Annotated in this window: 31 protein-coding genes; 17 read left to right on the forward strand and 14 right to left on the reverse strand. The window is 72.4% G+C overall.

Annotation, left to right across the window (positions count from 1 at the left end; genetic code table 11):
• The first annotated feature begins 78 nt into the window (after positions 1 to 78).
• Entirely contained in the window at positions 79 to 777 is a 699-nt protein-coding gene (locus ACIQ5Y_RS13590) for a hypothetical protein (protein WP_403879272.1), read from the forward strand.
• Between the two features lie 39 nt (positions 778 to 816).
• Here ACIQ5Y_RS13590 and ACIQ5Y_RS13595 read toward each other — a convergent pair whose 3' ends face one another.
• The gene (locus ACIQ5Y_RS13595; protein ID WP_403879274.1) at positions 817 to 1668 is read right to left on the reverse strand and encodes a PhzF family phenazine biosynthesis protein; all 852 of its coding nucleotides are present in this window, start codon (positions 1666 to 1668) and stop codon (positions 817 to 819) included.
• Positions 1669 to 1891: 223 nt separating this feature from the next.
• On the reverse strand, positions 1892 to 2782 hold the full coding sequence (locus ACIQ5Y_RS13600) for a hypothetical protein (RefSeq protein ID WP_403879276.1): 891 nt from the start codon (positions 2780 to 2782) through the stop codon (positions 1892 to 1894).
• A gap of 177 nt (positions 2783 to 2959) precedes the next feature.
• Between ACIQ5Y_RS13600 and ACIQ5Y_RS13605 the strand changes: the two genes are divergently transcribed.
• On the forward strand, positions 2960 to 3586 hold the full coding sequence (locus ACIQ5Y_RS13605; protein ID WP_403879278.1) for a PadR family transcriptional regulator: 627 nt from the start codon (positions 2960 to 2962) through the stop codon (positions 3584 to 3586).
• A 133-nt stretch (positions 3587 to 3719) separates the two neighbouring features.
• On the opposite strand, the gene ACIQ5Y_RS13610 is transcribed toward ACIQ5Y_RS13605, so the two are convergent.
• Positions 3720 to 4148, reverse strand: a complete 429-nt coding sequence (locus ACIQ5Y_RS13610; protein WP_403879280.1) for an SRPBCC family protein — start codon at positions 4146 to 4148, stop codon at positions 3720 to 3722.
• 183 nt (positions 4149 to 4331) lie between these two features.
• Here ACIQ5Y_RS13610 and ACIQ5Y_RS13615 point away from each other — a divergent pair, with 183 nt between their 5' ends.
• Complete coding sequence (locus ACIQ5Y_RS13615; protein WP_403879282.1) at positions 4332 to 5291, forward strand: EamA family transporter; 960 nt, start codon at positions 4332 to 4334, stop codon at positions 5289 to 5291.
• A 158-nt stretch (positions 5292 to 5449) separates the two neighbouring features.
• On the forward strand, positions 5450 to 6433 hold the full coding sequence (locus ACIQ5Y_RS13620) for a DMT family transporter (RefSeq protein WP_403879284.1): 984 nt from the start codon (positions 5450 to 5452) through the stop codon (positions 6431 to 6433).
• Here ACIQ5Y_RS13620 and ACIQ5Y_RS13625 read toward each other — a convergent pair.
• The gene (locus ACIQ5Y_RS13625; RefSeq protein WP_403879286.1) at positions 6415 to 7089 is read right to left on the reverse strand and encodes a pyridoxamine 5'-phosphate oxidase family protein; all 675 of its coding nucleotides are present in this window, start codon (positions 7087 to 7089) and stop codon (positions 6415 to 6417) included. The two genes, ACIQ5Y_RS13620 and ACIQ5Y_RS13625, sit on opposite strands and share 19 nt — an antisense overlap.
• A 36-nt stretch (positions 7090 to 7125) precedes the next feature.
• On the opposite strand from ACIQ5Y_RS13625, the gene ACIQ5Y_RS13630 reads away from it, so the two are divergent.
• On the forward strand, positions 7126 to 8463 hold the full coding sequence (locus ACIQ5Y_RS13630) for an aminotransferase class I/II-fold pyridoxal phosphate-dependent enzyme (RefSeq protein ID WP_403879288.1): 1338 nt from the start codon (positions 7126 to 7128) through the stop codon (positions 8461 to 8463).
• A 142-nt stretch (positions 8464 to 8605) separates the two neighbouring features.
• On the opposite strand, the gene ACIQ5Y_RS13635 is transcribed toward ACIQ5Y_RS13630, so the two are convergent.
• Both ACIQ5Y_RS13635 and ACIQ5Y_RS13640 read right to left on the reverse strand, forming a co-directional pair.
• Positions 8606 to 8857, reverse strand: a complete 252-nt coding sequence (locus tag ACIQ5Y_RS13635; RefSeq protein ID WP_403879290.1) for a hypothetical protein — start codon at positions 8855 to 8857, stop codon at positions 8606 to 8608.
• A 54-nt stretch (positions 8858 to 8911) separates the two neighbouring features.
• A complete protein-coding gene (locus tag ACIQ5Y_RS13640) occupies positions 8912 to 9898 on the reverse strand; it encodes a DMT family transporter (protein ID WP_403879292.1) in 987 nt (328 codons plus the stop codon).
• 74 nt (positions 9899 to 9972) lie between these two features.
• On the opposite strand from ACIQ5Y_RS13640, the gene ACIQ5Y_RS13645 reads away from it, so the two are divergent.
• The gene (locus tag ACIQ5Y_RS13645) at positions 9973 to 10875 is read left to right on the forward strand and encodes a LysR substrate-binding domain-containing protein (RefSeq protein WP_403879294.1); all 903 of its coding nucleotides are present in this window, start codon (positions 9973 to 9975) and stop codon (positions 10873 to 10875) included.
• Between the two features lie 6 nt (positions 10876 to 10881).
• Here the strand turns inward: ACIQ5Y_RS13645 and ACIQ5Y_RS13650 are convergent, their stop codons facing one another.
• Positions 10882 to 11355: a pyridoxamine 5'-phosphate oxidase family protein gene (locus ACIQ5Y_RS13650; protein ID WP_403879296.1), complete on the reverse strand. Its 474-nt coding sequence runs from the start codon at positions 11353 to 11355 to the stop codon at positions 10882 to 10884.
• A gap of 76 nt (positions 11356 to 11431) precedes the next feature.
• Here ACIQ5Y_RS13650 and ACIQ5Y_RS13655 point away from each other — a divergent pair, with 76 nt between their 5' ends.
• From ACIQ5Y_RS13655 to ACIQ5Y_RS13690, 8 genes are all read left to right on the forward strand, one after another.
• Positions 11432 to 12046: a cysteine hydrolase gene (locus tag ACIQ5Y_RS13655; protein WP_403879297.1), complete on the forward strand. Its 615-nt coding sequence runs from the start codon at positions 11432 to 11434 to the stop codon at positions 12044 to 12046.
• Positions 12047 to 12064: 18 nt separating this feature from the next.
• Positions 12065 to 12910, forward strand: a complete 846-nt coding sequence (locus ACIQ5Y_RS13660) for a HipA family kinase (protein WP_403879299.1) — start codon at positions 12065 to 12067, stop codon at positions 12908 to 12910.
• Positions 12907 to 13290 carry a DUF3037 domain-containing protein gene (locus ACIQ5Y_RS13665; protein WP_384581904.1) on the forward strand — a complete coding sequence of 128 codons (384 nt, stop codon included), beginning with the start codon at positions 12907 to 12909 and terminating at the stop codon, positions 13288 to 13290. Before ACIQ5Y_RS13660 ends, ACIQ5Y_RS13665 begins: the two co-directional genes overlap by 4 nt.
• A 325-nt stretch (positions 13291 to 13615) precedes the next feature.
• Positions 13616 to 14377 carry a 3-oxoacyl-ACP reductase FabG gene (gene fabG, locus ACIQ5Y_RS13670; RefSeq protein ID WP_403879301.1) on the forward strand — a complete coding sequence of 254 codons (762 nt, stop codon included), beginning with the start codon at positions 13616 to 13618 and terminating at the stop codon, positions 14375 to 14377.
• A gap of 29 nt (positions 14378 to 14406) precedes the next feature.
• Positions 14407 to 15168 (forward strand): SDR family oxidoreductase, encoded by a 762-nt coding sequence (locus ACIQ5Y_RS13675; protein ID WP_403879303.1) that lies wholly within the window; start codon positions 14407 to 14409, stop codon positions 15166 to 15168.
• A 152-nt stretch (positions 15169 to 15320) separates the two neighbouring features.
• Positions 15321 to 16904 (forward strand): ABC transporter substrate-binding protein, encoded by a 1584-nt coding sequence (locus tag ACIQ5Y_RS13680; protein WP_403879305.1) that lies wholly within the window; start codon positions 15321 to 15323, stop codon positions 16902 to 16904.
• 110 nt (positions 16905 to 17014) lie between these two features.
• Entirely contained in the window at positions 17015 to 17683 is a 669-nt protein-coding gene (locus tag ACIQ5Y_RS13685; protein WP_403879625.1) for a uracil-DNA glycosylase, read from the forward strand.
• Between the two features lie 50 nt (positions 17684 to 17733).
• Entirely contained in the window at positions 17734 to 18270 is a 537-nt protein-coding gene (locus tag ACIQ5Y_RS13690; protein WP_403879307.1) for a hypothetical protein, read from the forward strand.
• Positions 18271 to 18334: 64 nt separating this feature from the next.
• On the opposite strand, the gene ACIQ5Y_RS13695 is transcribed toward ACIQ5Y_RS13690, so the two are convergent.
• Together ACIQ5Y_RS13695 and ACIQ5Y_RS13700 are read right to left on the reverse strand one after the other, a co-directional pair.
• Positions 18335 to 18856 (reverse strand): hypothetical protein, encoded by a 522-nt coding sequence (locus ACIQ5Y_RS13695; RefSeq protein ID WP_403879309.1) that lies wholly within the window; start codon positions 18854 to 18856, stop codon positions 18335 to 18337.
• Positions 18857 to 18965: 109 nt separating this feature from the next.
• Positions 18966 to 19490, reverse strand: a complete 525-nt coding sequence (locus tag ACIQ5Y_RS13700; protein WP_403879311.1) for a DinB family protein — start codon at positions 19488 to 19490, stop codon at positions 18966 to 18968.
• Between the two features lie 145 nt (positions 19491 to 19635).
• Here ACIQ5Y_RS13700 and ACIQ5Y_RS13705 point away from each other — a divergent pair, with 145 nt between their 5' ends.
• Positions 19636 to 20541: a Gfo/Idh/MocA family protein gene (locus ACIQ5Y_RS13705; RefSeq protein WP_403879627.1), complete on the forward strand. Its 906-nt coding sequence runs from the start codon at positions 19636 to 19638 to the stop codon at positions 20539 to 20541.
• Here the strand turns inward: ACIQ5Y_RS13705 and lnt are convergent.
• The 5 genes from lnt to ACIQ5Y_RS13730 form a co-directional block, all read right to left on the reverse strand.
• The gene (gene lnt / locus ACIQ5Y_RS13710) at positions 20486 to 22069 is read right to left on the reverse strand and encodes an apolipoprotein N-acyltransferase (RefSeq protein ID WP_403879313.1); all 1584 of its coding nucleotides are present in this window, start codon (positions 22067 to 22069) and stop codon (positions 20486 to 20488) included. The genes ACIQ5Y_RS13705 and lnt overlap by 56 nt on opposite strands.
• Positions 22070 to 22096: 27 nt before the next feature.
• The gene (locus ACIQ5Y_RS13715) at positions 22097 to 22564 is read right to left on the reverse strand and encodes a nuclear transport factor 2 family protein (protein WP_403879315.1); all 468 of its coding nucleotides are present in this window, start codon (positions 22562 to 22564) and stop codon (positions 22097 to 22099) included.
• A 70-nt stretch (positions 22565 to 22634) separates the two neighbouring features.
• A complete protein-coding gene (locus ACIQ5Y_RS13720) occupies positions 22635 to 22811 on the reverse strand; it encodes a hypothetical protein (RefSeq protein WP_384581886.1) in 177 nt (58 codons plus the stop codon).
• A gap of 136 nt (positions 22812 to 22947) precedes the next feature.
• The gene (locus ACIQ5Y_RS13725; RefSeq protein WP_403879317.1) at positions 22948 to 23826 is read right to left on the reverse strand and encodes an undecaprenyl-diphosphate phosphatase; all 879 of its coding nucleotides are present in this window, start codon (positions 23824 to 23826) and stop codon (positions 22948 to 22950) included.
• 48 nt (positions 23827 to 23874) lie between these two features.
• The gene (locus ACIQ5Y_RS13730; protein ID WP_403879319.1) at positions 23875 to 24603 is read right to left on the reverse strand and encodes a TVP38/TMEM64 family protein; all 729 of its coding nucleotides are present in this window, start codon (positions 24601 to 24603) and stop codon (positions 23875 to 23877) included.
• A 49-nt stretch (positions 24604 to 24652) separates the two neighbouring features.
• Here ACIQ5Y_RS13730 and ACIQ5Y_RS13735 point away from each other — a divergent pair, with 49 nt between their 5' ends.
• Together ACIQ5Y_RS13735 and tuf are read left to right on the forward strand one after the other, a co-directional pair.
• Positions 24653 to 25369 (forward strand): DNA alkylation repair protein, encoded by a 717-nt coding sequence (locus ACIQ5Y_RS13735; RefSeq protein WP_403879321.1) that lies wholly within the window; start codon positions 24653 to 24655, stop codon positions 25367 to 25369.
• A gap of 274 nt (positions 25370 to 25643) precedes the next feature.
• Positions 25644 to 26825, forward strand: coding sequence for an elongation factor Tu (gene tuf, locus ACIQ5Y_RS13740; protein WP_403879323.1), 1182 nt, complete (start codon positions 25644 to 25646; stop codon positions 26823 to 26825).
• Positions 26826 to 26921 lie beyond the last annotated feature (96 nt).

Here is a 26921-nt window from a genome sequence, read left to right on the forward strand (position 1 = left end):
CCACCCGATCGGCCCCGCCGGGCGGTGGCGGGCGCGGAGGCAGTGCGAGGCTGAAGGGGGAGCGAGGAGGCGCGCGCGGTGGCTGTCATGGACTCCCTGGTGCCGTTCGCACCGTTCTTCGTGCCGGTGGTCACCGGCCTGGTGGGCGGGATCAGCCTCCTCATCCGCGACCGCCGCGAGGCGCGCACCAGCGACCACCACTACCGCAGGCGACTGGAGAAGGCCCAGCTGGAGATCCAGTTCCTCAACGGCTGGATCCAGGCCAAGGAGCTGGCGCCGACCGACTCGCCGGCACCGGACCCGGAGCCGGGGCAGTGGCTGGACGAGTGCTACGCGTCGGTGCGGCGGGCCAAGGAGAACACGGGGGGCCGCCACCGGACGGGGCCGGTCTCGCTGCGGCGGCTCCTGCTGCTGGGGGAGCTGAGCGGCCCGGCGAAGAACATGCGGGTCGTCTACTGGATCTCGCTCATCCTGTTCAACGGGGCGCTCGCGTGGTACGTGAACGCGCTCGTCACCGGAGTACCGGGCTTCGCCCACCAGGAGGGGGCCGCCGAGTCCGACGAAATCGCCGCCTACCTGGGGGTCGCGGGCGTCTTCTTCGCCGTGTCGGCCGCCCTGTGGGTGTGGACGGTGCACCTGGGCGCGGCGGAGCCGGCACAGGTCTACCGCAAGCGGATCGACTCGGCCGCCTGGACGGAGCACGAGGACGAGCGGCGCAGAGCAGCTCGCGCGAAGGCGGAGGCGAAGGCGAAGGCGAAGTCGCGCTCGAAGGGCTGACCGGGCCGGGAAGGGCCGGCCCGGGTCAGTGCCCCGTCGTCACTCCGCGCGTTCGGCCCCGGGCTCCGTGGGCGGGGCCGTGAGGAGCTCCCCGTCGAGGACGGTGACCGCGTGCCCGGTCAGCAGCGTGCGCTCACCCGCCAGCGTGACCTTGACCAGCCCCTGGCGGGCACCGCCCTGGAGGCCGGTCAGCTCGTCCCGGCCCAGGCGCTGTGCCCAGAACGGGGCGAGCGCGGTGTGCGCGCTGCCCGTGACCGGGTCCTCGTCGATCCCGAAGGCGGGGAAGAAGCCCCGCGAGACGAAGTCGTACCCGCGGGAGGGGTCCTCGGCGGGCGCGGTGACGATCACCCCGCGCTTGGCGAAGGCCCGCAGGGCGGCGTGGTCCGGCTCCAGCTCGCGCACGGTCTGCTCGTCGGCGAGCTCGATCAGCAGGTCCCCGATGTGCGAGGCGGTGTCGTGCACGGAGAGGATCGGCGCGCCCCCGAGCGCGTGGTCGACGGCGGTCGGCGCCGGGACGGGGGTCAGGGAGGACGTCGGGAAGTCCAGGGTGATGGTGCCGTCCTCGGCGGTCTCGGCGGTGAGGACGCCGCAGCGCGCGGTGAAGCGGATCAGCCCCTTGGCGAGCCCGTTCGTGGCCAGTACGTGTGCCGTGGCGAGCGTGGCGTGCCCGCACATGTCGACCTCGGCGGCCGGGGTGAACCAGCGCAGCGCCCAGTCGGCGTCGCCACCCGGCGGCAGGGGGTGGGCGAAGGCGGTCTCGGAGAGGTTCATCTCGGAGGCGACCTGCTGGAGCCAGGCGTCCGGCGGGAACCCGCCGTCGAGGATCAGGACTCCAGCGGGGTTCCCGTGGAAGGGACGGTCGGTGAAGGCGTCGACGATTCGGATGCGCATGCCCAGACGGTAGGACGGATCCTTGATCACCGACAAAGGCCAATGCGGGGTGACTGGCCTGGTGTCGCGCGGGTCCGCCCCGGCAGGCGCTCGCGGATCCTTCCCGGCGTGCCGCCCGGCACCGGTCTCCGCGCCTCGCGGCGCTGCCCCGGCCCTGCGGGCCCGGTGAGACCCCGAGGCGCCGGACGACGCGGGCTTGACGGGCGGGATCCGCCGGAGACCCCTACCCGGCCTGCTTGCGTACGACGGCCATCTCCCCGTCGTCCGGGTCACCCATGAGTACGAACAGTTCCGGGTGCTCGGCTGTCCCGGCCACCAGCCAGACCCGCTCCGCGCGCTCGCAGCCGGGGATGGTCAGGGATATGCCCGCCCGCTCGCCGTACGTCGCCTCTCCGGATTCCCACGTCCCGTTGCCCGAACAGTGGCTCACGACGTCGAACCCGTCGTGCACCGGCAGCTGGTGCACCACCGCCTCGCCCTCGGGGCCGAGTTCCAGGCGGACGTGGTCGCCGGCCCATTCGCCGATGTAGTCGGCGCGCTCGAGGACGGGCGCCCGGTACGCCGGCGCAGCGGCTCCGATGCAGAAGGTGGCGATCACCGCGACCACGGACGGCGCCACTGCCCAGAGCCGGACCTTCCTCCTCGGCACCTGCCGCATCCGCGCGAACACCGCCACCGCCACGGGCGGCGCCCCGGTGGCCGCGATCCAGCAGAACGTGGCGGCGTACGAGGTGTCGGCGAGCAGCGAGAGCGGTGCGGCGTACCCGGCCGCGAGCACGATGACGGCCGGCACTGCCCAGTAGGGCGCGGAGATGCGGGTGCGCAGACCCGCGAGGTTCGAAGCCACCATCGCCGGCGTGGTGAAGAGCAGGCTGTGCAGGAAACCCAGCCCGACCGCGATGAACGGACCTGGGACGCACATGACGAAGAGCCAGAAGAGCACGGCGATGCCGCCGCCGTAGCCCCGGCCGTAGGGCTCTCCCACGAATGAGGTGATTTGCGCGTAGAGCGCCGAGCAGAGCAGCACGGTCCCTGCCACGGTCTCGGCGCCCGGGGCGATTCCGCTCCAGCTGTCGGTGCGCTGCCGTCCGGTGGTGTCCATGTGGTTCGCCATGGTGAGAGCCCCCTCCACGTCAATTGAACGCGTTCAATTGACGTGGACCCTACACCTCTTCGGCGAAGAAGTTTCCGATATATCGTTGACGCATCGCGATCGGTCATCGATAGTGGAGACATCGGAAAACCGATGAACCGAGACGAACCACTACGAAGTGACGGAAGGAGCGCAGTCATGCGTTCACGCGGACAGCACGAACACGGCCACGGTCACGGACACGAGCACGGACGGGGTCATGGCCACTGCGGGCCCGATCGTCGGGAGGAGTTCAGGGGGCTGCGCGCCGCCTTCGGCCCGTTCGGGCCTCCCTTCGGCGGCGGACCCTTCGGCGGGCGCGGTGGTCGGGGCGGACCGCGCGGCAGGGCTCGGCGCGGTGACGTACGCGCCTCGATCCTGGCGCTGCTCGCCGACCGGCCGATGCACGGCTACGAGATGATCCAGGAGATCGGCGAGCGCAGCGGCGGGGCGTGGAAGCCCAGCCCCGGCTCGGTCTACCCGACCCTCCAGCTGCTGGAGGACGAGGGCCTGATCGTCAGTGAGAGCGAGGGCGGCAAGAAGCTGTTCACGCTCACCGACGCCGGTCGCGCCGAGGCCGAGTCCGGGCCCGACGCCCCTTGGGCGGATGCCGGGCGGGGCTTCGACTTCGAGGCGATGCAGGAGATCCGGACGGCCGGAGTCGGCCTGATGGAGGCCTTCGGGCAGGTCTTCAAGACCGGCTCGCCCGAACAGCGGGAGAAGGCCCTCGCCGTCATCAACGACGCCCGCAAGAAGCTCTACCTGATCCTGGCCGACGAGCACTGATCCGGCCTGGCCCCTGGCCTCGGGCCCCTGGCCTCGGGCCCCTGGCCCCTGGTCCCTGACCTCGGGCCCTTGGCCCCGAACGACCGAGCGCCCCGCGAGTCCTCTCGCGGGGCGCTCCGTCGTTGCGTGGAGGTCAGACGACCAGACCGGCCAGCTTGCGCAGGGATTCGTTCAGCGCGGCGGTCGCCGAGTCCTTGAGCTTGCCCGCCATCAGGGAGACCGCGGCGCCCGTGAACTCGCCGTCGATGCGGACGGTGGTGGCCCCGCCGTCCGGGGTCAGCGTGTAGCGGGTGAGCACCGCCACGCCCATCGGGCCCTTGCCGGTGATGGCGAAGACGCGCTCGTCCTCCAGCTCGGAGACGGTCCAGACGACCTCGGCCGGGAAGCCCATCATCTTCATGTTCTCGGCGAAGGTGGAGCCGACCGCGAGGGTCTCGGGTCCGCCCTTCGGGAAGTTCGTGTGGGTCATGCTCCACTGGCCGTACGCGTCCCAGTCCGTCAGCTGGGACCAGACCCTCGCGGCGGACGCCTCGATGCGTGATTCCGCGGTGACTTCAGCCATGCGACCACCCCTTCTCGTCGGGTACGTGCGGCGGAACGTAGCCCCGGCGGGCGGAACATTCAATACTGACGACCTGTCAGAAATCGGCGGGGCGGGCGTCGGGAGTGGCGGTCGGGGTGTCGTGTACGTCTCAACAGGTGTCATGGCCGTGACGGTCCTGACCGGCCCTGTCATGATGGCCCGATGCAAGCGTCAGGGAAGAACGCCGGACTGGGCCTCGCCCTCGTCTCGGCGGTTGCGTTCGGTGGTTCCGGAGTGGCGGCGAAGCCGCTGATCGAGGCGGGTCTGGACCCCCTCCAGATGGTCTGGCTCAGGGTGGCCGGGGCAGCGCTCGTGCTGTCCCCGCTGGCCTGGCGCCACCGCGGTCTCGTGCGGCGCAAGCCCGCGCTGCTCGCGGGCTTCGGGCTGGTCGCCGTCGCGGGCGTACAGGCCTTCTACTTCGCCTCGCTGTCCCGGATTCCCGTCGGCGTGGCCCTGCTCCTGGAATACCTGGGCCCGGCGCTGCTGCTCGGCTACATCCGCTTCGTCCAGCGCAAGCCCGTGACGCGGGGCGCCGCCGCCGGTGCGGCCGTGGCCGTCGTGGGGCTGGCCTGCGTGGTCGAGATCTGGGCCGGGCTGCGGCTCGACCTGCTCGGCGTGGTCTTCGGCCTCTGCGCGGCCCTGTGCCAGGCCTCCTACTTCATCTTCGCCGACCAGGGTTCCGACGGGGACGACGCCCCGGACCCGCTCGGCGTCACCGCGCACGGCCTGGTCGTGGGCGCCCTCGTCATGACCGTGATCGCCCGCCCGTGGGAGATCGACTGGCAGGTGCTGGGCGGGGAGGCGGCCCTGGGCGACGTCATGGTGCCCGCCGGGGTACTGCTCGGCTGGGTGGTACTGATCGCGACCGTCTTCGCGTACCTGACCGGCGTCGTCTCCGTGCGCAAGCTCTCGCCGCAGATCGCGGGCGTCGTGGCCTTCCTGGAGGCCGTCGTCGCCACCGTGCTGGCGTGGATCCTGCTCGGCGAGCACCTCTCCACCTGGCAGATCGTCGGCGGCGGGCTGGTGCTGGGCGGTGCGTTCATCGCGCAGTCCTCGCGGCCGGCCCCGCCGGAGGAGCCGGCCGACGCGGTGTTCCTGGACCGCGAGACCGCGAAGGCCTAGGGTTACGCGCATGCCTTCGACCGTGCTTCCGCCTCCCGCCGCCTAGGCGCGGGCGGCACCTTCACGAACCGAGTGCCCGGGGGTTCCCGGGCCGATGCGCGCTGCCCGCGAAGCGATGACCTGCCTTCCTCATCCTTCACGCATGCGCGGAGAACCACGTGTCGAACCAATCGCCCGCCGCCGGGCGCAGTCTGCTGTACCTCGTCATCGCCGGAGCCGCCTGGGGCACCGCCGGTGCGGCCGCATCCCTCCTCTTCCTGGCCAGTGACCTCGGCCCGCTCGCCCTGTCCTTCTGGCGGTGCGCGGGCGGGCTCGTGGTGCTGCTCGCGGTGCTCGCCCTGCGCGGGCGCCGCCGGGCGGACGACGGGCGGGCGCGGCCGTCGAAGGCCTCCCTGATCGGGACCGGGCTGCTGTTCACCCTCTTCCAGGCCGCCTACTTCGCCGCCGTGCGCGAGACCGGACTCGCGGTCGGCACCGTCGTCACCCTCGGCGCCGGGCCCGTGCTCATCGCCCTCGGGGCCCGGTACTGGATGGGCGAGCGGCTCGGCCGCGGCGGCCTGGCCGCGGTCTGCGGGGCGCTGGCCGGGCTGGTCGTCCTCGTGCTGGGCAGCGGGGGCGGCGAGGTGCGGCCCCTCGGCGTCGGCTGGGCGCTGCTGTCCGCCGCCGGGTACGCGGCCATGACCCTGCGGGCCCGCCTGCTCGGGCAGCGCGGGGCGAGCGGGGACCCCCTGGTCACCACCGCCTGGTCGGTCGCGGTGGGGGCGGTCGCCCTGCTGCCGCTCGCCTGGGCGGAGGGGCTGCTGCCGCACACCGCCGAACCGGGGCGGGTGCTCTGGCTGCTGGTGTACGTCGCCCTCGTGCCGACCGCGCTCGCGTACGTGCTCTACTTCACCGGCGCCGCCGCGGTACGGGCCGCGACCGTGTCCGTGATCATGCTGATCGAGCCGGTGAGCGCGGCGGTTATCGCCGTCCTGGTGCTCGGGGAGCGGCTGACCGGCGCCGTGGTGCTGGGGACCGTACTGCTGCTGACGGCGGTGGGAGCGCTGATCGCGGCGGAAGCGCGCCGTCCGTCGGCCGGGCCCGCGCCGGTGGCGGCCGGGCCCGACGCCGTGCGGGAGCGTCCTCAGAGTGCCGTGATGTAGTCCGGGACGGCGATGCCGGGGGCCAGGTCCGCGGCGGGCACGGGGGCTCCGTACGCCGGTGCGACGGGGACCACGCCCGTCCAGTACGGCAGGTCCAGGTCCTCGGCGTCGTCGTTCGGTCCGCCGGTGCGCAGCTTCGCGGACACCTCGTCCAGATCCAGGCGGATCACCGCCGTCGCGGCGAGCTCCTTGGCGTTCGCGGGCCGGGAGTCGGCGGAGCGGCCCGGTACGACGTGGTCGACGAGGGCGTCCAAGGCGAGCCGGCGCTCGGCCTCGTCAGTGACCTGGTAGGCGGTGCCGTGGGCCACCATCGAGCGGTAGTTGAGCGAGTGGTGGAAGGCCGAGCGGGCCAGTACCAGGCCGTCGACGTGGGTCACGGTCACGCAGACGGCGAGGCCCGGGTCAGCCTTGCCGGCCGCGAGCAGCGGGCGGGAGCCGGTGGAACCGTGCACGTAGAGGACCTCGCCGACGCGGGCGAAGAGCGTGGGCAGGACCACGGGGGCGCCGTCGCGGACGAATCCCAGGTGGCAGACGTAGGCCTGGTCGAGTATCGAGTGCACCGTCTCGCGGTCGTAGCGCGCCCGGTCGCGGGAGCGGGTGGGCACGGTGCGGTCGGTGGGCTCGTACGCCGTCTCCGTCGCGGGGGTCGCGGTCATCGTGCGCACTCCTTGTACTAGTGCATAATTGGCTTTGTGCTAGGAGATTATCGGATCGAAGGGCGCCGCGCATCGGATATCGCGGCCAGCGTCGAAGCGGGCGTGGGATCGGGCGCGCTCGCGCCCGGAGCGCTGTTGCCGCCGATGCGGGAGCTGGCGGGTGAGCTGGGCGTGAACCCGAACACGGTCGCGGCCGCGTACCGCACGCTGCGCGAGCGCGGGGTCATCGAGACCGACGGGCGGCGCGGCAGCCGCGTACGGGCCCGCCCGTCGAGCGCGCCCCGCGACGCGGCCCCGATGGCGGTGCCGGCCGGCGTACGGGACCTCGGCTCGGGCAACCCGGACGTGTCGCTGCTCCCCGCTCTGGACGGGGCCCTGGCCTTCGCCGCCCGGCGGTACGCGCAGGCACCGACCCTCTACGGGGACGATCCGCTGCTGCCGGAGCTCGATCGGCTGGCCCGGGCGGACTTCGACGCGGACGGGGTTCCAGTGGGGCCGGTGGCGGTGACCTCGGGCGCGCTGGACGGGATCGAACGGGTCCTGGCCGCGCATCTGCGGCCGGGGGACGCGGTGGCGGTCGAGGATCCGGGCTGGGGGAGCGTGATGGACCTGGTCGCCGCCCTCGGGCTGCGGGTGCTGCCGGTCGCCGTCGACGACGACGGCCCCGAGGTGGACGCTGTGGCGCGGGCGCTGGCGGCCGGGGCGCGGGCCCTGGTGGTCACCCCGCGGGCGCAGAACCCCACCGGGGCGGTGCTGAGCGCGGAGCGGGCGGCGGAGCTGCGGGCCCTGCTGGCGGGCCACCCGCAGGTGCTGACGATCGACGACGACCACGGCCACGGGATCGTGGACCTGCCGCTCCACTCCCTGGGCGGAGTGACCCGGCACTGGGCGCTGACGCGGTCCGCGGCGAAGGCGTACGGGCCGGACCTGCGGCTGGCGGTGCTCACGGGTGACGCGGTGACGCTGGACCGGGTGCGCGGGAGGCAGCGGCTGGGCCCGGGGTGGGTGAGCCGGCTCCTCCAGTACGCGGTGGTGGACCTGTGGACCTCGGGGGCGGTGGACCGCGCGGCGGTGTCCCGGGCCTACGACGAGCGGCGGGACGCGGTGATCGCGGCGCTGCGGGAGCGGGGGGTGCGGGCACACGGGCGGAGCGGACTGAACGTGTGGGTGCCGCTGCCCGGGGTCGGCGAGACGGCGGTGGTGGCGGGGCTGCTGGCCGCGGGTTGGGCGGTGGCGCCGGGGTCCCGGTACCGGGTGGAGTCGGGCCCGGGCATCCGCCTGACGGTCTCGGCGCTCGTGCCGGCCGAGATCCCGGCCCTGGCCGACGCCGTCGCCGCGGCGGTCCGGCCGTCGGGAGGCGGTCGCTCGGTCTGATCTCTGGCCATGGTCTCCGCCCCGCCTCGCCCTGGGGCTCCGCCCCGGCTTCCGCGCGTCGGACCGCCGGCGTGGCCGGGGGCGGACGAGCCGTGAGCCCGGTTGGCCGTGGCGCGCCGGGCCGGGCCCAGGGCCAACGGGGTCATTGGAGTTCGAGGAGGCCACCCAGGGTGGAGACCACTCCGGCCAGGGCCAAGAATGCCGCCAGGTAGCGCCAGACCCCGGCCGTAACGACTTGCGGCGCCGGGCCCAGGTTGCCCTGGGAGTGCCTGCGAAGTTCGGCGTTGGCCTCCGACCTGCGGGCCAGTGATGCGGCCGATCCGCGGATGTTCAACATGACCCAGCCGCCGCCGACGAGGGCGATGGGTCCGGCGGACAGAAGGACGGTGGCCAAGCTCAAGAGGTGCCCCCCCAGGCGGTGTGATGATCGCCCGGACGTTATCAGGGGTCAGGCGGGGCGGCGGCGGCCGGGACGGGCCTGGGTGAGCGCGGCGCCCGCCAGGATGATCGCGGCACCGACCGGGGTGTTCCAATGGAGCTGTTCGCCGAGGACCAGGACGCCCGCCGTCGTGGCCACGACCGGGATGAAGTACGTGACCATCTGCGCGGTGGTCGGGCCGATCTCCGTCACCAGTCCGTACTGCATCTGCAGGGCCATGCCCGTCCCGAGGGCGCCCAGGGCGATCACCGAGAGGGTCGGCCAGAGCGGGAAGGACGCCGGGGCGGTGGTGAACAGGGTGCTGACCAGGGCGAGCTGGAGGGTGGAGAGCATCAATTGGCCTCCGGTCAGTGCCACCGGTGAGCCCGGGGTCCCGGCCAGGGTGCGGCGGACGTAGATCCAGCCGATGGGGTAGCAGAGCGACGCGAGCAGGGCGAACGCGGTGCCCTTGGCGTCGACCCCCGAGAAGCCCTGCCAGGCTCCGAGGACCGTGAGGACGCCCAGGAAGCCCAGCCCCAGCCCCGCGAAGCGGCGCCGCGTCGGGCGGTCCTCGGACAGCGCGACCAGCGACAGCGCCATGCCCCACAGCGGGGAGGTGGCATTGCAGATGCCGGCCAGGCTCGACGGGATGTTCAGCTCCGCGTACGCGAAGAGCGAGAAGGGGGCCGTGTTGAGCAGGAGCGCCGCCACGGAGAGGTGACCCCAGGTGCGCAGCCCCCGGGGGAGCGGCTCGCGGCGTACCAGCAGGACCGCGAGGAGGGCGAGCGCGCCGAACAGGACCCGGCCCAGCGCCACCTGGAAGGGCGCGTAGGCCTCCGTGCCCACCTTGATCAGGAGGAAGCTGAAGCCCCAGATGACCGAGAGGATCGCGAAGCGGACCCGCCAGTCGAGGAGTCGGACCCGGCGGACGGCGGCGGCAGCGGGGGCGGTGGCGGTGGCGGCGACGGAGGGGGAGGTGGTCGGGAGGTCGGGCCGCGGGGCTGTGGGTGCGCTCATGGCACCTACTGTGCGCGTCTCAACTTCGTAGGACAAGCGAGACTTCGTGGGGGTGACGGCGTAGCATCGCTTACATGTTGAACCTGGAGCGCCTGCGCACCCTCGACGCCCTCGCCCGCCACGGCTCGGTCAGCGGCGCGGCCGACGGGCTCCACGTCACCACCTCCGCCGTCTCCCAGCAGATGGCCAAGCTGGAGCGCGAGATCGGCCAGCCGCTGCTCGCCAAGAACGGCCGCGGGGTCCGCCTCACCGACGCCGGGCGACTGCTCGCCGACCACGCGGCACGGATCATCTCCCAGGTGGAACTCGCCCAGGCCGACGTCGAGGCCCAGCGGGGCTGCGCGGTGGGCGAGCTGCGGATCGGCGCCTTCCCGACCGCCATGCGCGGGCTGCTGCCGCAGGTGCTGTCCGCCCTGCGCGCGGACCATCCGGAGCTGCGGGTCCGGGTGCGCGAGCAGGAGCCGGAAGAGAGCATGGCGGCGGTCGTGCGCGGGGACCTCGACCTCGCCCTCGCCATCGACTGGCACAACAAGCGCATGCCCGTCCCCGCCGAGCTGACCAGGGCCCACCTGCTCGACGACTCCGTCGACATCGCCGTCCCGGCGGGCCACCGGCTGGCCGGCCGGGACCGGATCTCCCTGGCCGAATTCGGCGAGGACGACTGGATCTCCTGGAACGAGGGCCAGTTCTGCCACGAGTGGCTCGTCTTCACCCTGCGCGGTACGGGGATCGAGCCGCGCATCGCGCACATCGCCGAGGAGCACCACACCCAGCTCGCCTTCGTGGAGGCCGGGCTCGGCGTGTGCGTGGCGCCCAAGCTGGGCCGCGGCCCGGTGCCGCCCGGGGTCCGGCTGCTGCCGGTCTGCGACACCGTACGCCGTCACGTGTACGCGGTCTGGCGCGCGGACGCCGACCGGCGGCCCTCCATCCGGGCCGCCGTGGAGGCCCTGCGGGAGGCGGCCGCCGGAATCGGGTAGCGCCCCCTACAGCTTGCGGAAGTCCCAGGAGACGACCGACTCCGGGGTGAGGCGGATCCAGGCGTGCCGGCCGTCGTGCGGCATCTCGTCGAGGCCGAAGTTCTTGGCCGGAAAGATCCGCTCGGCCTCCGCCAGCTCCGGGCAGGGCTCGCCGGTGCGCGGGGCCTCGCCCACGAAGACGGCGGTGCCGGACAGTTCCACGCCGCGCAGTTCGTCGTACGCCTCGCCCGAGTCCACGACCACCGAGATCCGCGGGTCCTTGCGCAGGTCGGACCAGCGCCGGCTGCGCGTGATCGAGTACAGCCACAGGGAGGTGCCATCCCAGGCGAACCACAGGGCGCCCACGTGCGGGCGGCCGTCCGGGGAGACCGTGGCCACCCGACAGGTGCGCTGCTCGCGCAGGAAGGCGTCCACCTCCGTGTCGCTCATCATGATGCGGCGACCCCGCCGCTGTGCCGTCGCCGAGCGTGCCTCGTCCATCCGTCCCGCACCCCTTCACATCTGACTATGTGTCAGGAATCATGCGGGCTGTCGGGCCGTCACGCCAGGGGGAGCCATGCAGGAACTCGATCCCGCCACCACCGCACTGCTCACCGTCGAATGCCAGAACGGGGTGGTCGGCGAGGAGAGCGCGCTGCCCGAACTCGCCAAGGAGGCGCGGGACTCCGGGATGCTGGATCGGGTGGCGGCGCTGACCGACGCCGCGCGCCGGGCCGGCGTACAGGTGCTGCACGCGGTGGCGGAGCGGCGGCCGGACGGGCGCGGGGCGAACACCAACGCGAGGCTGTTCCGGGCGGCCGGGAAGCTCCCCGTCCGCCAGTTGACGGGAAGCGCGGCCGTGGAGGTCGCCGCCCCCATCACCGTGGCCGAACAGGACCTGGTGGTCCGCAGGCTCCACGGGCTCTCCCCGATGGCCGGAACCGACCTCGACGCGCTGCTGCGCAACCTCGGCGTCCGTACCCTCGTCGTCACCGGGGTCTCCTCCAACATCGCGATCCCCAACACCGTCTTCGACGCCGTGAACCTCGGCTACCAGGTGGTCGTCCCGTCCGACGCCATCGCCGGGGTGCCCGCCTCCTGCACGGCCGAGGTGATCCGCAACTCCCTCGGGCTGGTCGCGGCCATCACCACGACCGAAGCGTTGCTTATGCAGTGGGCTCCGTCGAGCTGACCCCCGTAACCTGGGCGGATGCTGTCCGAAGTGATCGCGACCCGTTACGTCACGCCGCTGCGCGAGGGCGGTTCGCTCCCAGGAATCGTCGAGGCCGATGACCTCGGCACGTACGTCATGAAGTTCACCGGCGCGGGCCAGGGCCGCAAGACCCTGGTCGCCGAGGTCATCTGCGGGCGCCTCGCCCAGCGGCTGGGCCTGCGGGTCCCGAGGCTGGTGCAGATGCAGCTCGACCCCGTCATCGGGCTCGCCGAGCCCGACCAGGAGGTCCAGGAGCTGCTCAAGGCCAGCGGGGGACTCAACCTCGGCATGGACTACCTGCCCGGATCGATCGGCTTCGACCCGCTCGCGTACGAGGTGGACCCGGTCGAGGCGGGGCGCGTGGTCTGGTTCGACGCCCTGATCAACAACGTCGACCGGTCCTGGCGCAACCCCAACATGCTGGTCTGGCACGGGGACCTGTGGCTCATCGACCACGGCGCCACCATGATCTGGCAGCACAACTGGCCCACCGCCGCGGCCGCGGCCGCCAAGCCCTACAACGCCTCCGACCACGTCCTCGCCCCCGTGGGCCCGGACATCGCGAGCGCCGCGGCAGCGCTCGCGCCGCTGGTCACCGAGGAGCTGCTCACCGAGGTCGCGGCCGACGTCCCCGACGAATGGCTGGTCGACGAGCCCGGCTTCGGCTCCACGGACGAGCTGCGGCGCGCCTACGTGGAGGCACTGCTGCCGCGCGCGGCCACGATCCACGAGAGGATCTCGATGGAGGCCGAGGTGAAGGCCCCGCGGAAGCCGCCGGGCTGGCTCACCGACCACCTGGCGGAATGGCCCCACAAGACCAAGAAGAAGAGCGGCGACGAGTGACCAAGCGGGACGTGTTCGAGTACGCGCTGGTGCGTGTGGTGCCCCGGATGGAAAGGGGCGAGTGCTTCAACGCCGGCGTGATCGTCTACTGCCGGGCGCACGGGTACGTCGCCGCGCGCACCCACCTCGACGAGGCGAAGCTGCTCGCGCTGGACCCCGGGGCCGATGTGGCCGGGGTGCGGGCCGCGCTGCGCGGCGTGGAGGGGGTGTGCGCGGGGGGCACCGCGGCGGGGCAGGCGGCCGGTGACGATGCCGGGCGGCGGTTCCGGTGGCTGATCGCGCCGCGGAGCACCGTCGTGCAGCCCGGGCCCGTTCACACGGGGCTCACGGCCGACCCGGCCGCGGAGGTGGAGCGGCTGCTGGACCTGCTGGTGCGCTGACCCCTCCGGGGAGGGCCCGCCGGCCTTCGGGTGCGGCGCTGTTGCGGGGGCTCCGCCCCCGAACCCCCGCGCCTCGAACGCCGGCCGGGCTGGATTTGTCCCCGGCCGGGCCGGATCGGTCACCTTCGGGGTTGGATCGGTCCCCTGCGGGCCGGAAGTTCCCCGGGGTCGAGTGGCGCCCGGGGCGGCGTCGGACGCGGTCCCGCGCCCTCGGCGGGCTCCCGTTGACAGCGCGGCGCTGCGGCTCCTAGCGTCTCCTCAGCTGAAGCTACTAAGCGGTTGCTCACCTCTGGGCGGCCGTCTCTCAAGGGCGAGGAGATCCAGCATGTCCACCACCGAGCAGCGCGTCGCGATCGTGACCGGGGCGGCCCGGGGCATCGGCGCCGCCACCGCCGTACGCCTGGCCGCCGAGGGTCGGTCGGTCGCCGTACTCGACCTCGACGAGGCCGCCTGCAAGGACACCGTCGAGGCCATCACGGCGGCCGGCGGCACGGCCCTCGCCGTCGGCTGCGACGTCTCGGACGGCGCGCAGGTGGAGGCGGCCGTCGAGCGCGTCGCGAGCACGCTCGGCGCTCCGACCGTCCTGGTCAACAACGCGGGTGTGCTGCGCGACAACCTGCTGTTCAAGATGGGCGAGTCCGACTGGGACACCGTCATGAACGTGCACCTGCGTGGCGCGTTCCTGATGTCGAAGGCCTGTCAGAAGTACATGGTCGAGGCGAAGTTCGGCCGGATCGTCAACCTCTCCAGCAGCTCGGCCCTCGGCAACCGCGGCCAGGCCAACTACTCCGCCGCCAAGGCGGGTCTGCAGGGCTTCACCAAGACCCTGGCCATCGAGCTCGGCAAGTTCGGCGTCACCGCCAACGCCGTCGCCCCCGGGTTCATCGCCACCGAGATGACCGCGCAGACCGCCGCCCGCGTCGGCATGGGCTTCGAGGACTTCAAGGCCGCGGCCGCCACCCAGATCCCCGTCCAGCGCGTCGGCACCCCCGACGACATCGCCAACGCCATCGCCTTCTTCACGGGCGAGGCGGCCGGCTTCGTCTCCGGCCAGGTCCTGTACGTGGCCGGCGGCCCGCTCAACTGACCGGTCGACGAGAGGCAGGGGCGTACGACATGACGTACGAAGGAACGGACAGCGGCAAGGTCGCGCTGATCACCGGGGCGAGCCGGGGCATCGGCTACGGCGTCGCCGAGGCGCTGGTGGCCCGCGGGGACCGGCTGTGCATCACCGGGCGCAACGAGGACGCGCTCAAGGAGGCCGTCGAGCGGCTCGGCGCCGACCGGGTCATCGGGGTCGCGGGCAAGGCGCACGACGAGGAGCACCAGGCCCTCGCCGTCGAGCGGACGATGGAGGCGTTCGGCCGGGTCGACTTCCTGATCAACAACGCCGGCACCAATCCGGTCTTCGGCCCGATCGCGGACCTGGACCTCGGGGTCGCGCGCAAGGTCTTCGAGACCAACGTGATCTCGGCGCTCGGTTTCGCCCAGCGGACCTGGCACGCCTGGCAGAAGGACAACGGCGGGGCGATCGTGAACATCGCCTCCATCGCCGGCGTCTCGGCCTCGCCCTTCATCGGGGCGTACGGGATGAGCAAGGCGGCGATGATCAACCTGACCCTCCAGCTCGCCCACGAGATGGCCCCCGGGGTCCGGGTCAACGCGATCGCGCCGGCCGTGGTCAAGACCAAGTTCGCGCAGGCGCTCTACGAAGGCCGCGAGCAGGAGGCCGCGGCCGCCTATCCGCTGGGCCGGCTCGGGGTTCCGGAGGACATCGGAGGGGCCGCGGCCTTTCTTACATCTGCACAAGCGGAATGGATCACGGGACAAACTCTCGTCGTGGATGGAGGAATGTTCCTGAATGCCGGAGTGCATTGATCGATAATCGGACACATGGCCTTCCTTAAGGGAGGTGAATGTGTCACGAATACGCACGGAACCGGTCATGTGCCCCACGAAACCTGTCCATTGGAATCGTGGGGCACTGCGGTAGGGTCTGCCGCACCCCTGGCTGATCGAGGAGCGTGCACGTGTTCATCCGGACCAGATGTCTGCAGATCACTGCGGCCCTTGCGTCCATATCCCTGCTCGCCGGATGCGGCCTGCTCTCGGACGACAAGGGCGACGACGCCAAGCGCATCGTCGTCGGCACTACCAGCGCCCCCAGCACCCTCGATCCCGCCGCGGCGTGGGACGGCTCCTGGGAGCTCTACCGGAACGTCTACCAGACCCTGGTGGCCTTCCCGACGGGCTCCACGAAGCCCCAGCCGGACGCCGCCCAGGGCTGCGAGTTCACGGACGCGGCCAACCAGGCGTACCGGTGCACCCTGCGCAAGGGCCTGAAGTTCTCCAACGGCGAGCCGCTCGACTCCAAGGCGGTCAAGTACTCCCTGGACCGGATCAGGACCATCGCGTCCGACGTCGGCCCCAAGGACCTCTTCGGCACGCTCGACAAGATCGAGACCCCGGACCCGCTGACGGTCGTCTTCCACCTGAACACCTCGGACGCCACGTTCCCGTTCGTCCTCGGCTCGCCCGCCGCGTCGCTGGTCGCGCCCAAGGAGTACCCCGCGGACAAGGTCCGCAACGACGGCAAGGTCGTCGGCTCCGGCCCGTACGTGCTCGACTCGTACAAGGAGGGCGGCGAGGCCGTCCTCAACGGCAACGAGAACTACAACGGCTTCGCCAACCGCAAGAACTCCGGCGTGACCATCCGCTACTTCGCCGACTCCCCGAAGATGATCTCCGCCCTCAAGGAGAAGGAGATCGACGTGATCTACCGAGGCCTGTCGGCCCCGGAGATCCTGGACCTCCAGAGCCCCGCCTCGCACGGGCAGGGCGTGGGAGTCGTCGAGAACGTCGGCGCCGAGATCCGCTACCTCGTCTTCAACCCCAAGGACCCGTCGATCGCCAAGCTCCCGGTCCGCCAGGCCATCGCCCAGGTGATCGACCGCGGCGCGCTCGTCGGCAAGGTCTACCAGGGCACCGCCGAGCCGCTGTACTCGATGGTCCCCAAGGGGGTCGTGGGCCACAAGACGCCCTTCTACGACAAGTTCGGCCAGCCGGACGTGAACAAGGCCAGGAAGATCCTCAGGGACGCCGGGATCACCCAGGCCGTCGATCTGACCTTCTGGTACACCACCGACCGCTACGGCTCCTCCACCGCCGACGAGTTCACCGAGCTCAAGCGCCAGCTGGACGAGAGCCAGCTCTTCAGGGTCACCCTGCGCAGCGCGCCCTGGAAGGCCTTCCAGGCGGGCTACAAGAACCAGGAGTACCCCGTCTTCGGTCGTGGCTGGTTCCCCGACTTCCCGGACCCGGACAACTTCATCGCGCCGTTCGTCGGCAAGGAGAACGCGGTCGGTACCCCGTACGAGCCCGCCCAGATCCTGAACGAACTCCTGCCCAAGTCCCGCCGCGAGGGCGACCGCTCCGCCGGAGTCCGCGAGTTCGAACTCGCGCAGCAGGTCTTCGCCGACGACGTCCGGCTGCTGCCCCTGTGGCAGGGCAAGCTGTACGTCGCCGCGCGCGAGGACATCGCGGGCGCCGAGCGGGCCCTGGACCCGCAGACCGTCATGCAGATGTGGGAGTTCTACCGCAAGACCAGCTGGTAGCGAGGCCGCACGCGTCGGCCGCCGGGAGGCGGCCGACGCGTTGTCAGTGGCTCCCGGTAGGTTCTTGATCAGTCGCAAGAACTTGTACCGGAGGTTGTGCCGTGACCCAGATGCTGCCCGAGTCCTGGCTTCCCGTCCTCGGCGGGGAGCTGGACCAGCCCTACTTCAAAGAGCTCACCGAGTTCGTCGAGAAGGAGCGGGCGAACGGGCCGGTCTACCCGCCCCGTGAGCAGGTGCTCGCGGCCCTGGACGCCACCCCCTTCGACCAGGTGAAGGTGCTGGTCCTCGGCCAGGACCCGTACCACGGCGCCGGCCAGGGCCACGGCCTGTGCTTCTCCGTGCAGCCCGGCGTGAAGACCCCGCCCTCGCTGCGCAACATCTACAAGGAGATGAAGGAGGAGCTCGGCCTCCCCGTCCCCGACAACGGTTACCTCATGCCGTGGGCCGCTCAGGGCGTCCTGCTCCTCAACGCGGTGCTCACGGTCCGCGAGGCCGAGCCCAATTCGCACAAGGGCAAGGGTTGGGAGAAGTTCACCGACGCGGTGATCCGCGCGGTGTCGGACCGTCCGGACCCGGCCGTCTTCGTGCTGTGGGGTGCCTACGCCCAGAAGAAGATCCCGCTGATCGACGAGGAGCGCCACGTGATCGTCAAGGGGGCCCACCCGTCCCCGCTGTCGGCGAAGAAGTTCTTCGGATCCCGCCCCTTCACGCAGATCAACGAGGCCGTCGCCGCCCAGGGCCATGAGCCGATCGACTGGCGGATCCCGGACCTCGGCTGACGCCACACCGCGCCTCGGCGCCATTGCCGGTGCCTCCGGCTAGCTTCTTGATGATCAGACCGGAGCAGGTCTGGCGGAGCGAGCCGGAGGCCGCGGTGACGGAGCAGCAGGAGGCGTCGGAGGACGCCGTCATGACGAGGATCGGCCAAGCGGTCATCCTGCTGCACGCCGGGGACCGCGAGGAGGCCCGCAACCGGCTCGGCGACATCTGGGCCGAGCTCGGGGCCGAGGGCGATTCCCTCCACCGGTGCACCCTCGCGCACTACATGGCCGACGCCCAGGACGATCCCGAGGACGAGCTTGCCTGGGACCTCAGGGCACTGTCCGCCGCCGAGGCGCTGGGGGACGGGCCGCTGATGCCCCGGGGGTTCTACCCGTCCCTGCACCTGAGCCTCGCCGACGACTACGTGAAGCTCGGGCGGCCCGAGGCGGCCAGGGTGCACCTGGCCCGGGCCCGGGCGGCGGCCGCCGCGCTGCCCGACGACGGGTACGGGAACGGCGTACGGGGCGCCATCCTCCGGCTGGAGCGGCGCCTGGCCGCGGAGCCGGGAGCAGGGCCCCGGCCGTTCCCCGAACAGTCCCCGTAGAACAGTCCCCACCGAACAGTCCCCGCCGAACCGTCCCCGTGGACCAGTCCTCCTCGCAGGGCCCTCAGCCGCCGTGGACGCCCTCGCAGATGCGGGACTCCGGGCTGTCCGGGCGCCAGTGACCGTGCCGGCGGCCGAGCGCGCACACGTCGGCCGGCCGCACCGGCAGTTCCCGCATCAGCTCCCGTTCCGCCTTCGCGTCGGACCGCGCGGGCCCCGGGTGCCCGCCGCCCCCGTGTCCGTCCCCCCGTGCGGCCTCGGCGGGCTTGCGCGGCTCGGGGATGTCCGGGACCGGCGGCGGCGCCTGGGCGCTCCGCTGCGGAGCCGCCGGGGCGCCGGCGGGTGCGGAAGCCGCAGACGGCGCGGCAGGCCCGGGGGCCGCCTTGAGCGCCTCCAGCGCGGGCGCCTGGACGACCACCGGGGAGGCTCCGGGCCCGCCGCGCGGCTCGTGGTGCGGCGCCGGACCCGCGGAGGGGCCGACGGCCGGGGTCACGGGCGCGGGGCCCACCTTCACACAGCCGGAGACGGCCGAGACGGCGCAGGCGACTCCGAGCAGCAGCGTTGTCGTGGTTCGGGTTGGATGCACTCGCGCAACTCTGCTCGGGCGGGCACCGTGTTGGGAAACCCGGAGGCCATATTCACCCCGCACGGGTGACGGGGCACGGGCCAACCGACCCCGGTCCGCCGGCAGGCGCCTACTCGCCCGTGGCGCCGTCGATGTGCTCGCGCAGCAGATCCGCGTGGCCGTTGTGGCGCGCGTACTCCTCGATCATGTGGGTGTACACCCAGCGCAGGCTGAACACCTCGCCGCGGTGGTGGCTCTCCGGCCGCGAGCGCAGGTCGAGCGAGCGGCCCGCGGCGGCCTTTCGGGCCAGCCCGATCTCCGTCCGCCACACCCGCTCGGCCTCGGCCCAGGTGTCCGCGCCGGTGAAGTGGAAGTCGCCGTCCGCGTCCTCCTCGGTGACGTACAGCTCGGGGAGGTCCTCGCCCAGCATGATCTCCCGGAACCAGTACCGCTCCACCTCGGCCAGATGCCGTACGAGACCCAGCAGGCTCAGTCCGGACGGGGCGAGCGGAGTACTGCGCAACTGCTCCTCGTCGAGCCCCTCGCACTTCCAGGCGAGGGTGGAGCGCTGGTAGTCGAGCCAGCCGTCCAGCGTCTCCCGCTCGTCGGCGGTCGTGGAGGGCTCTTCGCGATGGGATCCGGAGGTGATCGGCATGGGGGACATCCTCGGTGAACGGGCCCGCCGCCACCAGGGATCCGGGCCCGTCTTCTCCCGGCCCGCCTCCTCCCGGGCCCATCCGGCCCGCGGGGCAGGCCCTAAGCTGCAGGCATCCCACAAGGAACACACCAGGAGGCGCCCGGTGAAGGTCGGCTGCATCGGACTCGGCGACATCGCGCAGAAGGCGTACCTGCCCGTGCTCACCACCCGCCCGGGAATCGAACTGCACCTGCAGACGCGCACCCCCGAGACCCTGGAGCGGGTCGGCGCGATCCACCACGTCCCGGCCGCGCACCGGCACTCCGACATCGACGCGCTGCTCGCCGAGGGCCTCGACGCGGCGTTCGTGCACGCGCCGACCACCGCGCACCCCGAGATCGTCGAGCGCCTTCTGGAGGCGGGCGTCGCGACCTACGTCGACAAGCCGCTCGCCTATGAACTCGCCGATTCGGCACGGCTCGTGGAACTGGCCGAGGAGCGCGGGGTGTCCCTGGCCGTCGGCTTCAACCGCCGTCACGCGCCCGGCTACGTCCTGTGCGCCGAGCACGCGCGCGATCTGATCGTCATGCAGAAGAACCGGGTCGGGCTGCCCGAGGACCCGCGCACGATGGTGCTGGACGACTTCATCCACGTCGTCGACACCCTGCGCTTCCTGCTGCCCGGCGAGGCCGACCGGGTCGACGTCAGGGCCGTGGTGCGCGAGGGGCTGATGTCCCAGGTGGTCCTCCAGATGTCCGGCGCCGGGTTCACCGCGCTCGGGATCATGAACCGGCTCTCCGGTTCCACCGAGGAGATCCTCGAAGTGTCGGGGCAGGACACCAAGCGCCAGGTCGTCAACCTCGCGGAGGTCATCGACCACAAGGGCCAGCCGACCGTCCGGCGCCGCGGGGACTGGGTGTCCGTCGCCCGCCAGCGCGGCATCGAGCAGGTGGTGGACCACTTCCTGGAGGCCGTGGAGACCGGGAGGACGCTCAGCGCGCGCGACGCGCTCCTCACCCACGAGCTGTGCGAGCGGGTGGTGAACTCGGCTCTGGAGCAGGCCTCCTGAACGCACGCGCGACCAGCACCGCGCAGTACGCCGCGAGCGCCGCGACGGCCGCGTACACCGCCCAGTCCCCGAAGCGGACGTACAGGGTCGTGCCCGTGGCCAGCGGGACCTCGTACACCCGCGCCGTGCTCGCCGAGGTGGGCAGCGCCGGGCCGATCCGCTCACCGGAGGGGCCGTGGACCACGCTGATGCCGGTGAGGGTGGCGTGCACCATCGGGCGGCCGTCCTCCGCGGCCCGCAGCGCGGCGAGCGAGGCGTGCTGCGCCGGGGCCCAGCTGTTCTGGAAGGTGGAGGTCGACGACTGGGCGACGAGCAGGGACGCCCCGTCCAGGGTGAGGCGCCGGCTCATGTCGGGGAAGGCCGATTCGAAGCACACCAGCGGCCCGACGCGGACGCCCCCGGGAAGGTCCATGACCACCGGTGCCCGGCCGCGCATCCGGTCCTCCCCGGCGGCCCGGCCCACCGAGGTGGCCCAGCCGAGCAGCGAGCGGGCGGGCACGTACTCCCCGAAGGGGACCAGCCGCATCTTGTCGTAGCGGGCGCCCGTCGGCCCCTCGGGCCCCACGAGCACCGAGGACTTGTAGATGCCGGGCCGGTCCTGCCCGCGCGCGTCCACATTGACCAGCAGCGGAGCCCCGACCTGCGCCGAGAGGGCCGCGAGCCGCCGGGCCAGGTCGGGCCGGGCCGCCAGGTCCGCGCCGACGCTGCTCTCGCCCCACACCACCAGGTCCGGCCGCTGCCCGGCCGTCGTCCGCGTGAGCCGCTCCCCGGCCGCGAACCGCCGCTCGGCGCTGTCCGGCCCGTCCGGGACCAGCCCGGGCTGTACGACGGCCACGCGCAGCCGGCCCGACACCTCGGGCCGCGGCACCCACAGCCACACCGCCCCCGTCAGCACCGCGCACCCCGCCACCCCGGCCACCGCCGGGATCCGGGCCCCCGGCACCGCGATCAGCAACACCAGCGCGCAGTTCACCGCCACCACCAGCAGGCTCACCAGCCACACCCCGCCCACCGAGGCCAACCGCAGCGCGGGCGGCACCTGCCACTGGCTCGCCCCCAGCAGCCCCCACGGCCCGCCCAGCCCCTGCCAGGACCGGACCAGCTCCGACAGCAGCCACCCGGCCGGTACGAGGACCAGCCCCGCGGCCGCACGCCCAGCCGCGGGCTGCCCGCCGAACAACTCCCGCACCAGCAGCGCCCAGGGGATCCACAGGACGCCCAGCAGCACCGCGATCAACACCAGGAAGACGTGCAGGCTGGGCAGCAGCCAGTGGTGGACGGCCACGATGAACCCGGCGCCGCCGAACCAGCCCTCCAGCGCCGCCCGCCGGCCGGTGGGGGCCGACCTCAGCAGCAGCATCCAGGGCACCAGGGCGACGTACGCGAACCACCAGAGCGCGGGGGCGGGGAAGGCGAGGGCGGGCAGCGCACCGGCGCCGACCGCGGCCGCCGCGCGCCACCCGGAGGACCACCGCGGAAACGACCGGGGGAGAGACCGGGGGGACCACCCGTTCCGTGCCGAGATCATGGGGCGCCTCCGCTTCCAGTGTGGCAGTCAGGCGGAGATGTGCCGCCACTTCTCGTGCACGGTGACCCGGGTCAGCCGCCAGCCGTCGTGGGTGCGGGCGAGAGCGAAGGTGTAGCGCCCGGCGGCGACGAAGTTCGGCGCGGTCACCGTCCCGTCGAACTCCTCCCCGGCGAGCCGCATCGGATTGAGGAAGTCCGCGCGCACCTCGGCGCTGTCGCCGGGCGAACCGCCCGAGTCCTCCAGCCGGATCAGCCGGTTCACGATGAGGTGCTGGCGCACGGGGAAGAGCTTCATCGTCTCCGCGAGCCAGTCGGCCACCTCCCCGGCAGGCCCCTCCATCCCGCCCGCCGAGCTGTAGTCCGCCCGCCCGGCCGGGGCGAACAGGGCCCGGTACCCCTCCCAGTCGCCGTCGTCGACGGCCACCGCGTACCCCGAGACCACCTCGTCGATCGCCAACCGGTCCATCACCGTCGCGAGGTCCACACGCTGAGTCATCGGGACAGTGTGGGGGCGGCGGGCCGCAAGGCCAAGGGTCGTGCGCCGACGGGATCTCCGCGACGGGCGATCAGTGACCGGAATGCGCCTCCCGCTGGCGGACCACGACGAGGAAGGCATCGCTGTCCAGGTCCATCACCACCTCGGCCTGCACCCCCTCCCGCAGGCGCTGCGCCGCGTACTCCTCCGCGGGCCAGCTCCCCCGCGGACTTCCGGCCGGGAACCGCTCCAGCACCACTCGACCCATGGGACACCCCCTGCTGCTTGCCTTCGAGCCTCTCCAGGCACAACGACGCGCAGGCCGCCCGGGAACGTTCCCGAGCGGCCTGCGGTTCACGCGAAGCGGTGAGGCGGGGTGCGCGGCGGCACCCCTGCCGGTACGACTATCCGGCGGACTCGCCGGCGTGCGGGCTCAGTACACCGGCCCAGACCAGGATGAACAGGACGATGCCCAGCAGGACCCGGTAGATCACGAAGGGCATGAAGCTCTTGTTCGAGATGAACTTCATGAACCATGCGATGACCGCGTAGCCGACGAAGAAGGCGATGACCGTGGCGAAGATCGTCGGGCCCCAGGTGATGTGGCCCGGGGTCTCGATCACGTCCTTGATCTCGAAGAGACCGGAGGCCAGCACGGCCGGGATGGCGAGGAGGAAGGAGTAACGGGCCGCCGCCTCGCGGGTGAAGCCCAGGAACAGACCGCCGGAGAGCGTGGCACCGGAGCGGGAGACGCCCGGGATCAGGGCCATCGCCTGGCAGAGGCCGAAGATCAGGCCGTCCTTGACGCCGAGCTCCCGCAGCGTCTTGCGCTCGCGGATGGCGCGGTGCCGCCCGCCCTCCTCGTCACGCGCGGCCAGCCGGTCCGCGACGCCGAGGACGATGCCCATCACGATCAGGGTGGTGGCGGTCAGCCGCAGGTCGCGGAACGGGCCCTCGATCTGGTCCTTGAAGGCGAGGCCGAGGACACCGATCGGGATCGATCCGACGATCACCAGCCAGCCCATCTTGGCGTCCTGCTCGGAGCGCAGCGACTTGGTGTAGAGCGAGCGGAACCAGGTGGAGACGATCCGCGCGATGTCCTTGCGGAAGTAGATCAGTACGGCGGCCTCGGTGCCGATCTGCGTGATGGCGGTGAAGGCCGCTCCCGGGTCGTGCCAGCCGGCGAACGCCGCGGTCAGCCGCAGGTGGGCGCTGGAGGAGATCGGGAGAAACTCCGTAAGCCCCTGGACGAGACCGAGGATTAGTGATTCGAACCAGCTCATGTCGGGGTGCGCTCGTCCTTGTGATCGTCGGGCAGTTCGCCCCCGATGCTAGGGCCCGTGTGGAGCGGTCATGACCACTGGGGGGTGCTGGGGCGCCGGCTCGTACGCCGCACCCTCGCTCAGGGGCGGTGCCAGACGGTGCCGCTTGCGCCAGGCGACCGCTCCGGCGGCCACCACGGAGACCACGATGAAGCCGAACGAGACGAGGAAGGCGGGCGATCCGGGCGAGGAGGCGCTGGCGCCCGCGATCACGTACGCCGCGGTGTTGGGGACGACCCCGAGCGTCGTTGCGAGGAGGAACGGGGTCCAGCCGCAGCGGGAGACCGCCGCGCAGTAGTTGGCCACCGCGAAGGGCACCCCGGGGAAGAGCCGGACGGCGAGCATCGAGCGGAAGCCGTGCCGGCTGAGCTGGCCGTCGGCCGTCCGCAGCCAGCGCCCGCGCAGCAGCGGACGCAGCGCCTCCTGGCCCAGCACCCGGCCGAGGCCGAAGGCGATGCCCGCGCCGAGGACCGTGCCGGCGACCGCCGCGACCAGGCCCGCCTGGGTGCCGAAGACGGCTCCGGCGGCGAGGTTCAGCAGGGGACGCGGGACGAAGGCCGCCGCGCACACCCCGTACGCGGCCGCGAAGAGCGCCACCCCCGTGGCCACGGGGAGACCCGGCGGCCAGCCCTCCGAGAGCAGGCGCTGAGGCTCGTACAGCAGCACGCACACGCCGGCCGCCACGAGCAGCACGACGAGCAGCGACAGCCGGGCCCACGGCGTGAGGAGGAGGGACATTCCGGGAGACTAACCGACCACCCGGGCGCCGCGCCGTAATCTGTGCCTCATGCTGTCGAACGACCGGCGACCTCCGAGGGTTCCCCGCAGCGCCCTCGCGGACACCCTCCTGGAACGGCTGACCGGCGCCTACGCGCAGGCCGCCGACCCCGTGCGGGCCGCGACCATGACGGCGTACATGAAGGACGTCGCGCCCTTCCTCGGCATCCCCACCCCGCTGCGCCGCGAACTGTCGAAAGCGGTGACCAAGGGCACCCCGGGGCCGTCGGAGTCCGACTGCGCGGCGCTCGCCCTCGGCTGCTGGCGCCTCCCGGAGCGCGAGTACCACTACTTCGCCGTCGACTACCTGCGCCGCAACGTCTCCCGCTGCTCCTCCGGCTTCCTGCCCGTGGTCCGGCACCTGATCGTCACCGTCCCCTGGTGGGACACCGTCGACCTGCTGGCAGCGCACACCGTCGGCCCGCTGGTCGCCGCCGACCCGTCGCTCGCGGCCGTCATGGACGAGTGGATCGGGGACGAGGACATCTGGCTCGCCCGCACCGCCCTCCTGCACCAGCTCCGCCACAAGGACGCCACCGACGCCGAACGGCTCTTCGCCTACTGCCGCCGCCGGGCCGGGCACCCCGACTTCTTCCTGCGCAAGGCGATCGGCTGGGCCCTGCGCGAGTACGCCAAGACGGATCCCGCCGCGGTGCGCGCCTTCGTCGAGGCCGAACGCGGCTCCCTGTCACCGCTGTCCGTGCGCGAGGCACTGAAGAACCTCTGAGCGCACGGCACTTCGCCGGAGATCGTGCCGTTAATTCATTCGACGGGCGGCAGTCCGTCCGGCAGGATCTGGGGCATGTCCCGGTACGCCTTCCTCAACGCACCGTCCGCAGTCGCGGACGCGCCGAAGGCTGCCGTTCCCGCAGAGGCATTTCCCTTCGCCGCATTCGACGGCGCACGAAGCTGACCCTTCCCGGATCGTCCGGCGGACCCCGCAGGGGGAGGGTCGGCTCGGTTCAGGGGTCCCGTTCCAGCTTCGAGCACGGGAAGACATCATGGCCAAGACGGCCTTCGTGCGGACCAAGCCGCACCTCAACATCGGCACCATGGGTCACGTCGACCACGGCAAGACCACCCTCACCGCCGCCATCACCAAGGTCCTCGCCGAGCGCGGGGGCGCGTCCTTCGTGCCCTTCGACCGCATCGACCGGGCCCCGGAGGAGGCCCGGCGAGGGATCACCATCAACCTCACCCACGTCGAGTACGAGACCGACACCCGTCACTACGCCCACGTCGACATGCCCGGGCACGCCGACTACATCAAGAACATGGTGACGGGCGCCGCCCAGCTCGACGGGGCGATCCTCGTCGTCTCCGCCCTCGACGGGGTCATGCCGCAAACCGCCGAGCACGTGCTCCTGGCCCGACAGGTCGGCGTCGACCACATCGTGGTGGCCCTCAACAAGGCCGACGCGGGGGACCCCGAGCTGACCGACCTGGTCGAGCTGGAGGTCCGGGAGCTGCTCACCGCGCACGGCTACGGCGGCGACGGCACCCCGGTCGTACGGGTCTCCGGGCTCGGGGCACTGGAGGGCGACCCGCACTGGACCGGGGCGATCCAGGCGCTGCTGGACGCGGTGGACACGTACGTGCCGACGCCGGTGCGCTACACGGAGGCGCCGTTCCTGCTGCCGGTGGAGAACGTGCTGACGATCACCGGGCGCGGCACCGTCGTGACCGGCGCCGTCGAGCGGGGGACCGTACGGACCGGCGACCGGGTGAGCGTGCTCGGCGGCGACGGCGAGCCGGTGGAGACGGTGGTCACCGGCCTGGAGACCTTCGGCAAGCCGATGGAGTCCGCCGAGGCCGGCGACAACGTCGCGCTGCTGCTGCGCGGGGTGCACCGCGACGGGGTGCGCCGCGGGCACGTGGTGGCGGCTCCCGGCAGCGTGACGCCGAAGCGCCGCTTCACCGCGCGGGTGTACGTGCTCTCCGGGCGCGAGGGAGGCCGTACGACGCCGGTCGCCACCGGCTACCGGCCGCAGTTCTACATCCGCACCGCCGACGTGGTGGGGAACGTGGACCTGGGCGAGGCGGGCCTCGCCCGGCCGGGGGAGACGGTCACGATGACCGTCGAGCTCGGGCGGGACGTCCCGCTGGAGTCCGGGCTCGGCTTCGCGATCCGCGAGGGCGGGCGGACGGTCGGCGCGGGCACCGTGACGGCCGTGCTCGGGTGACCCTGCCCGGCTGACCGGGTCCGGCCGAACCGGACCCTTGTGTGGTGACGGCGGACCTGCTGCGTCAGACTGCCGTCACCACAGGCATGAGCGGAG

The sequence above is a fragment of the Streptomyces sp. NPDC096339 genome (assembly GCF_044762985.1).
GTDB lineage: Bacteria > Actinomycetota > Actinomycetes > Streptomycetales > Streptomycetaceae > Streptomyces.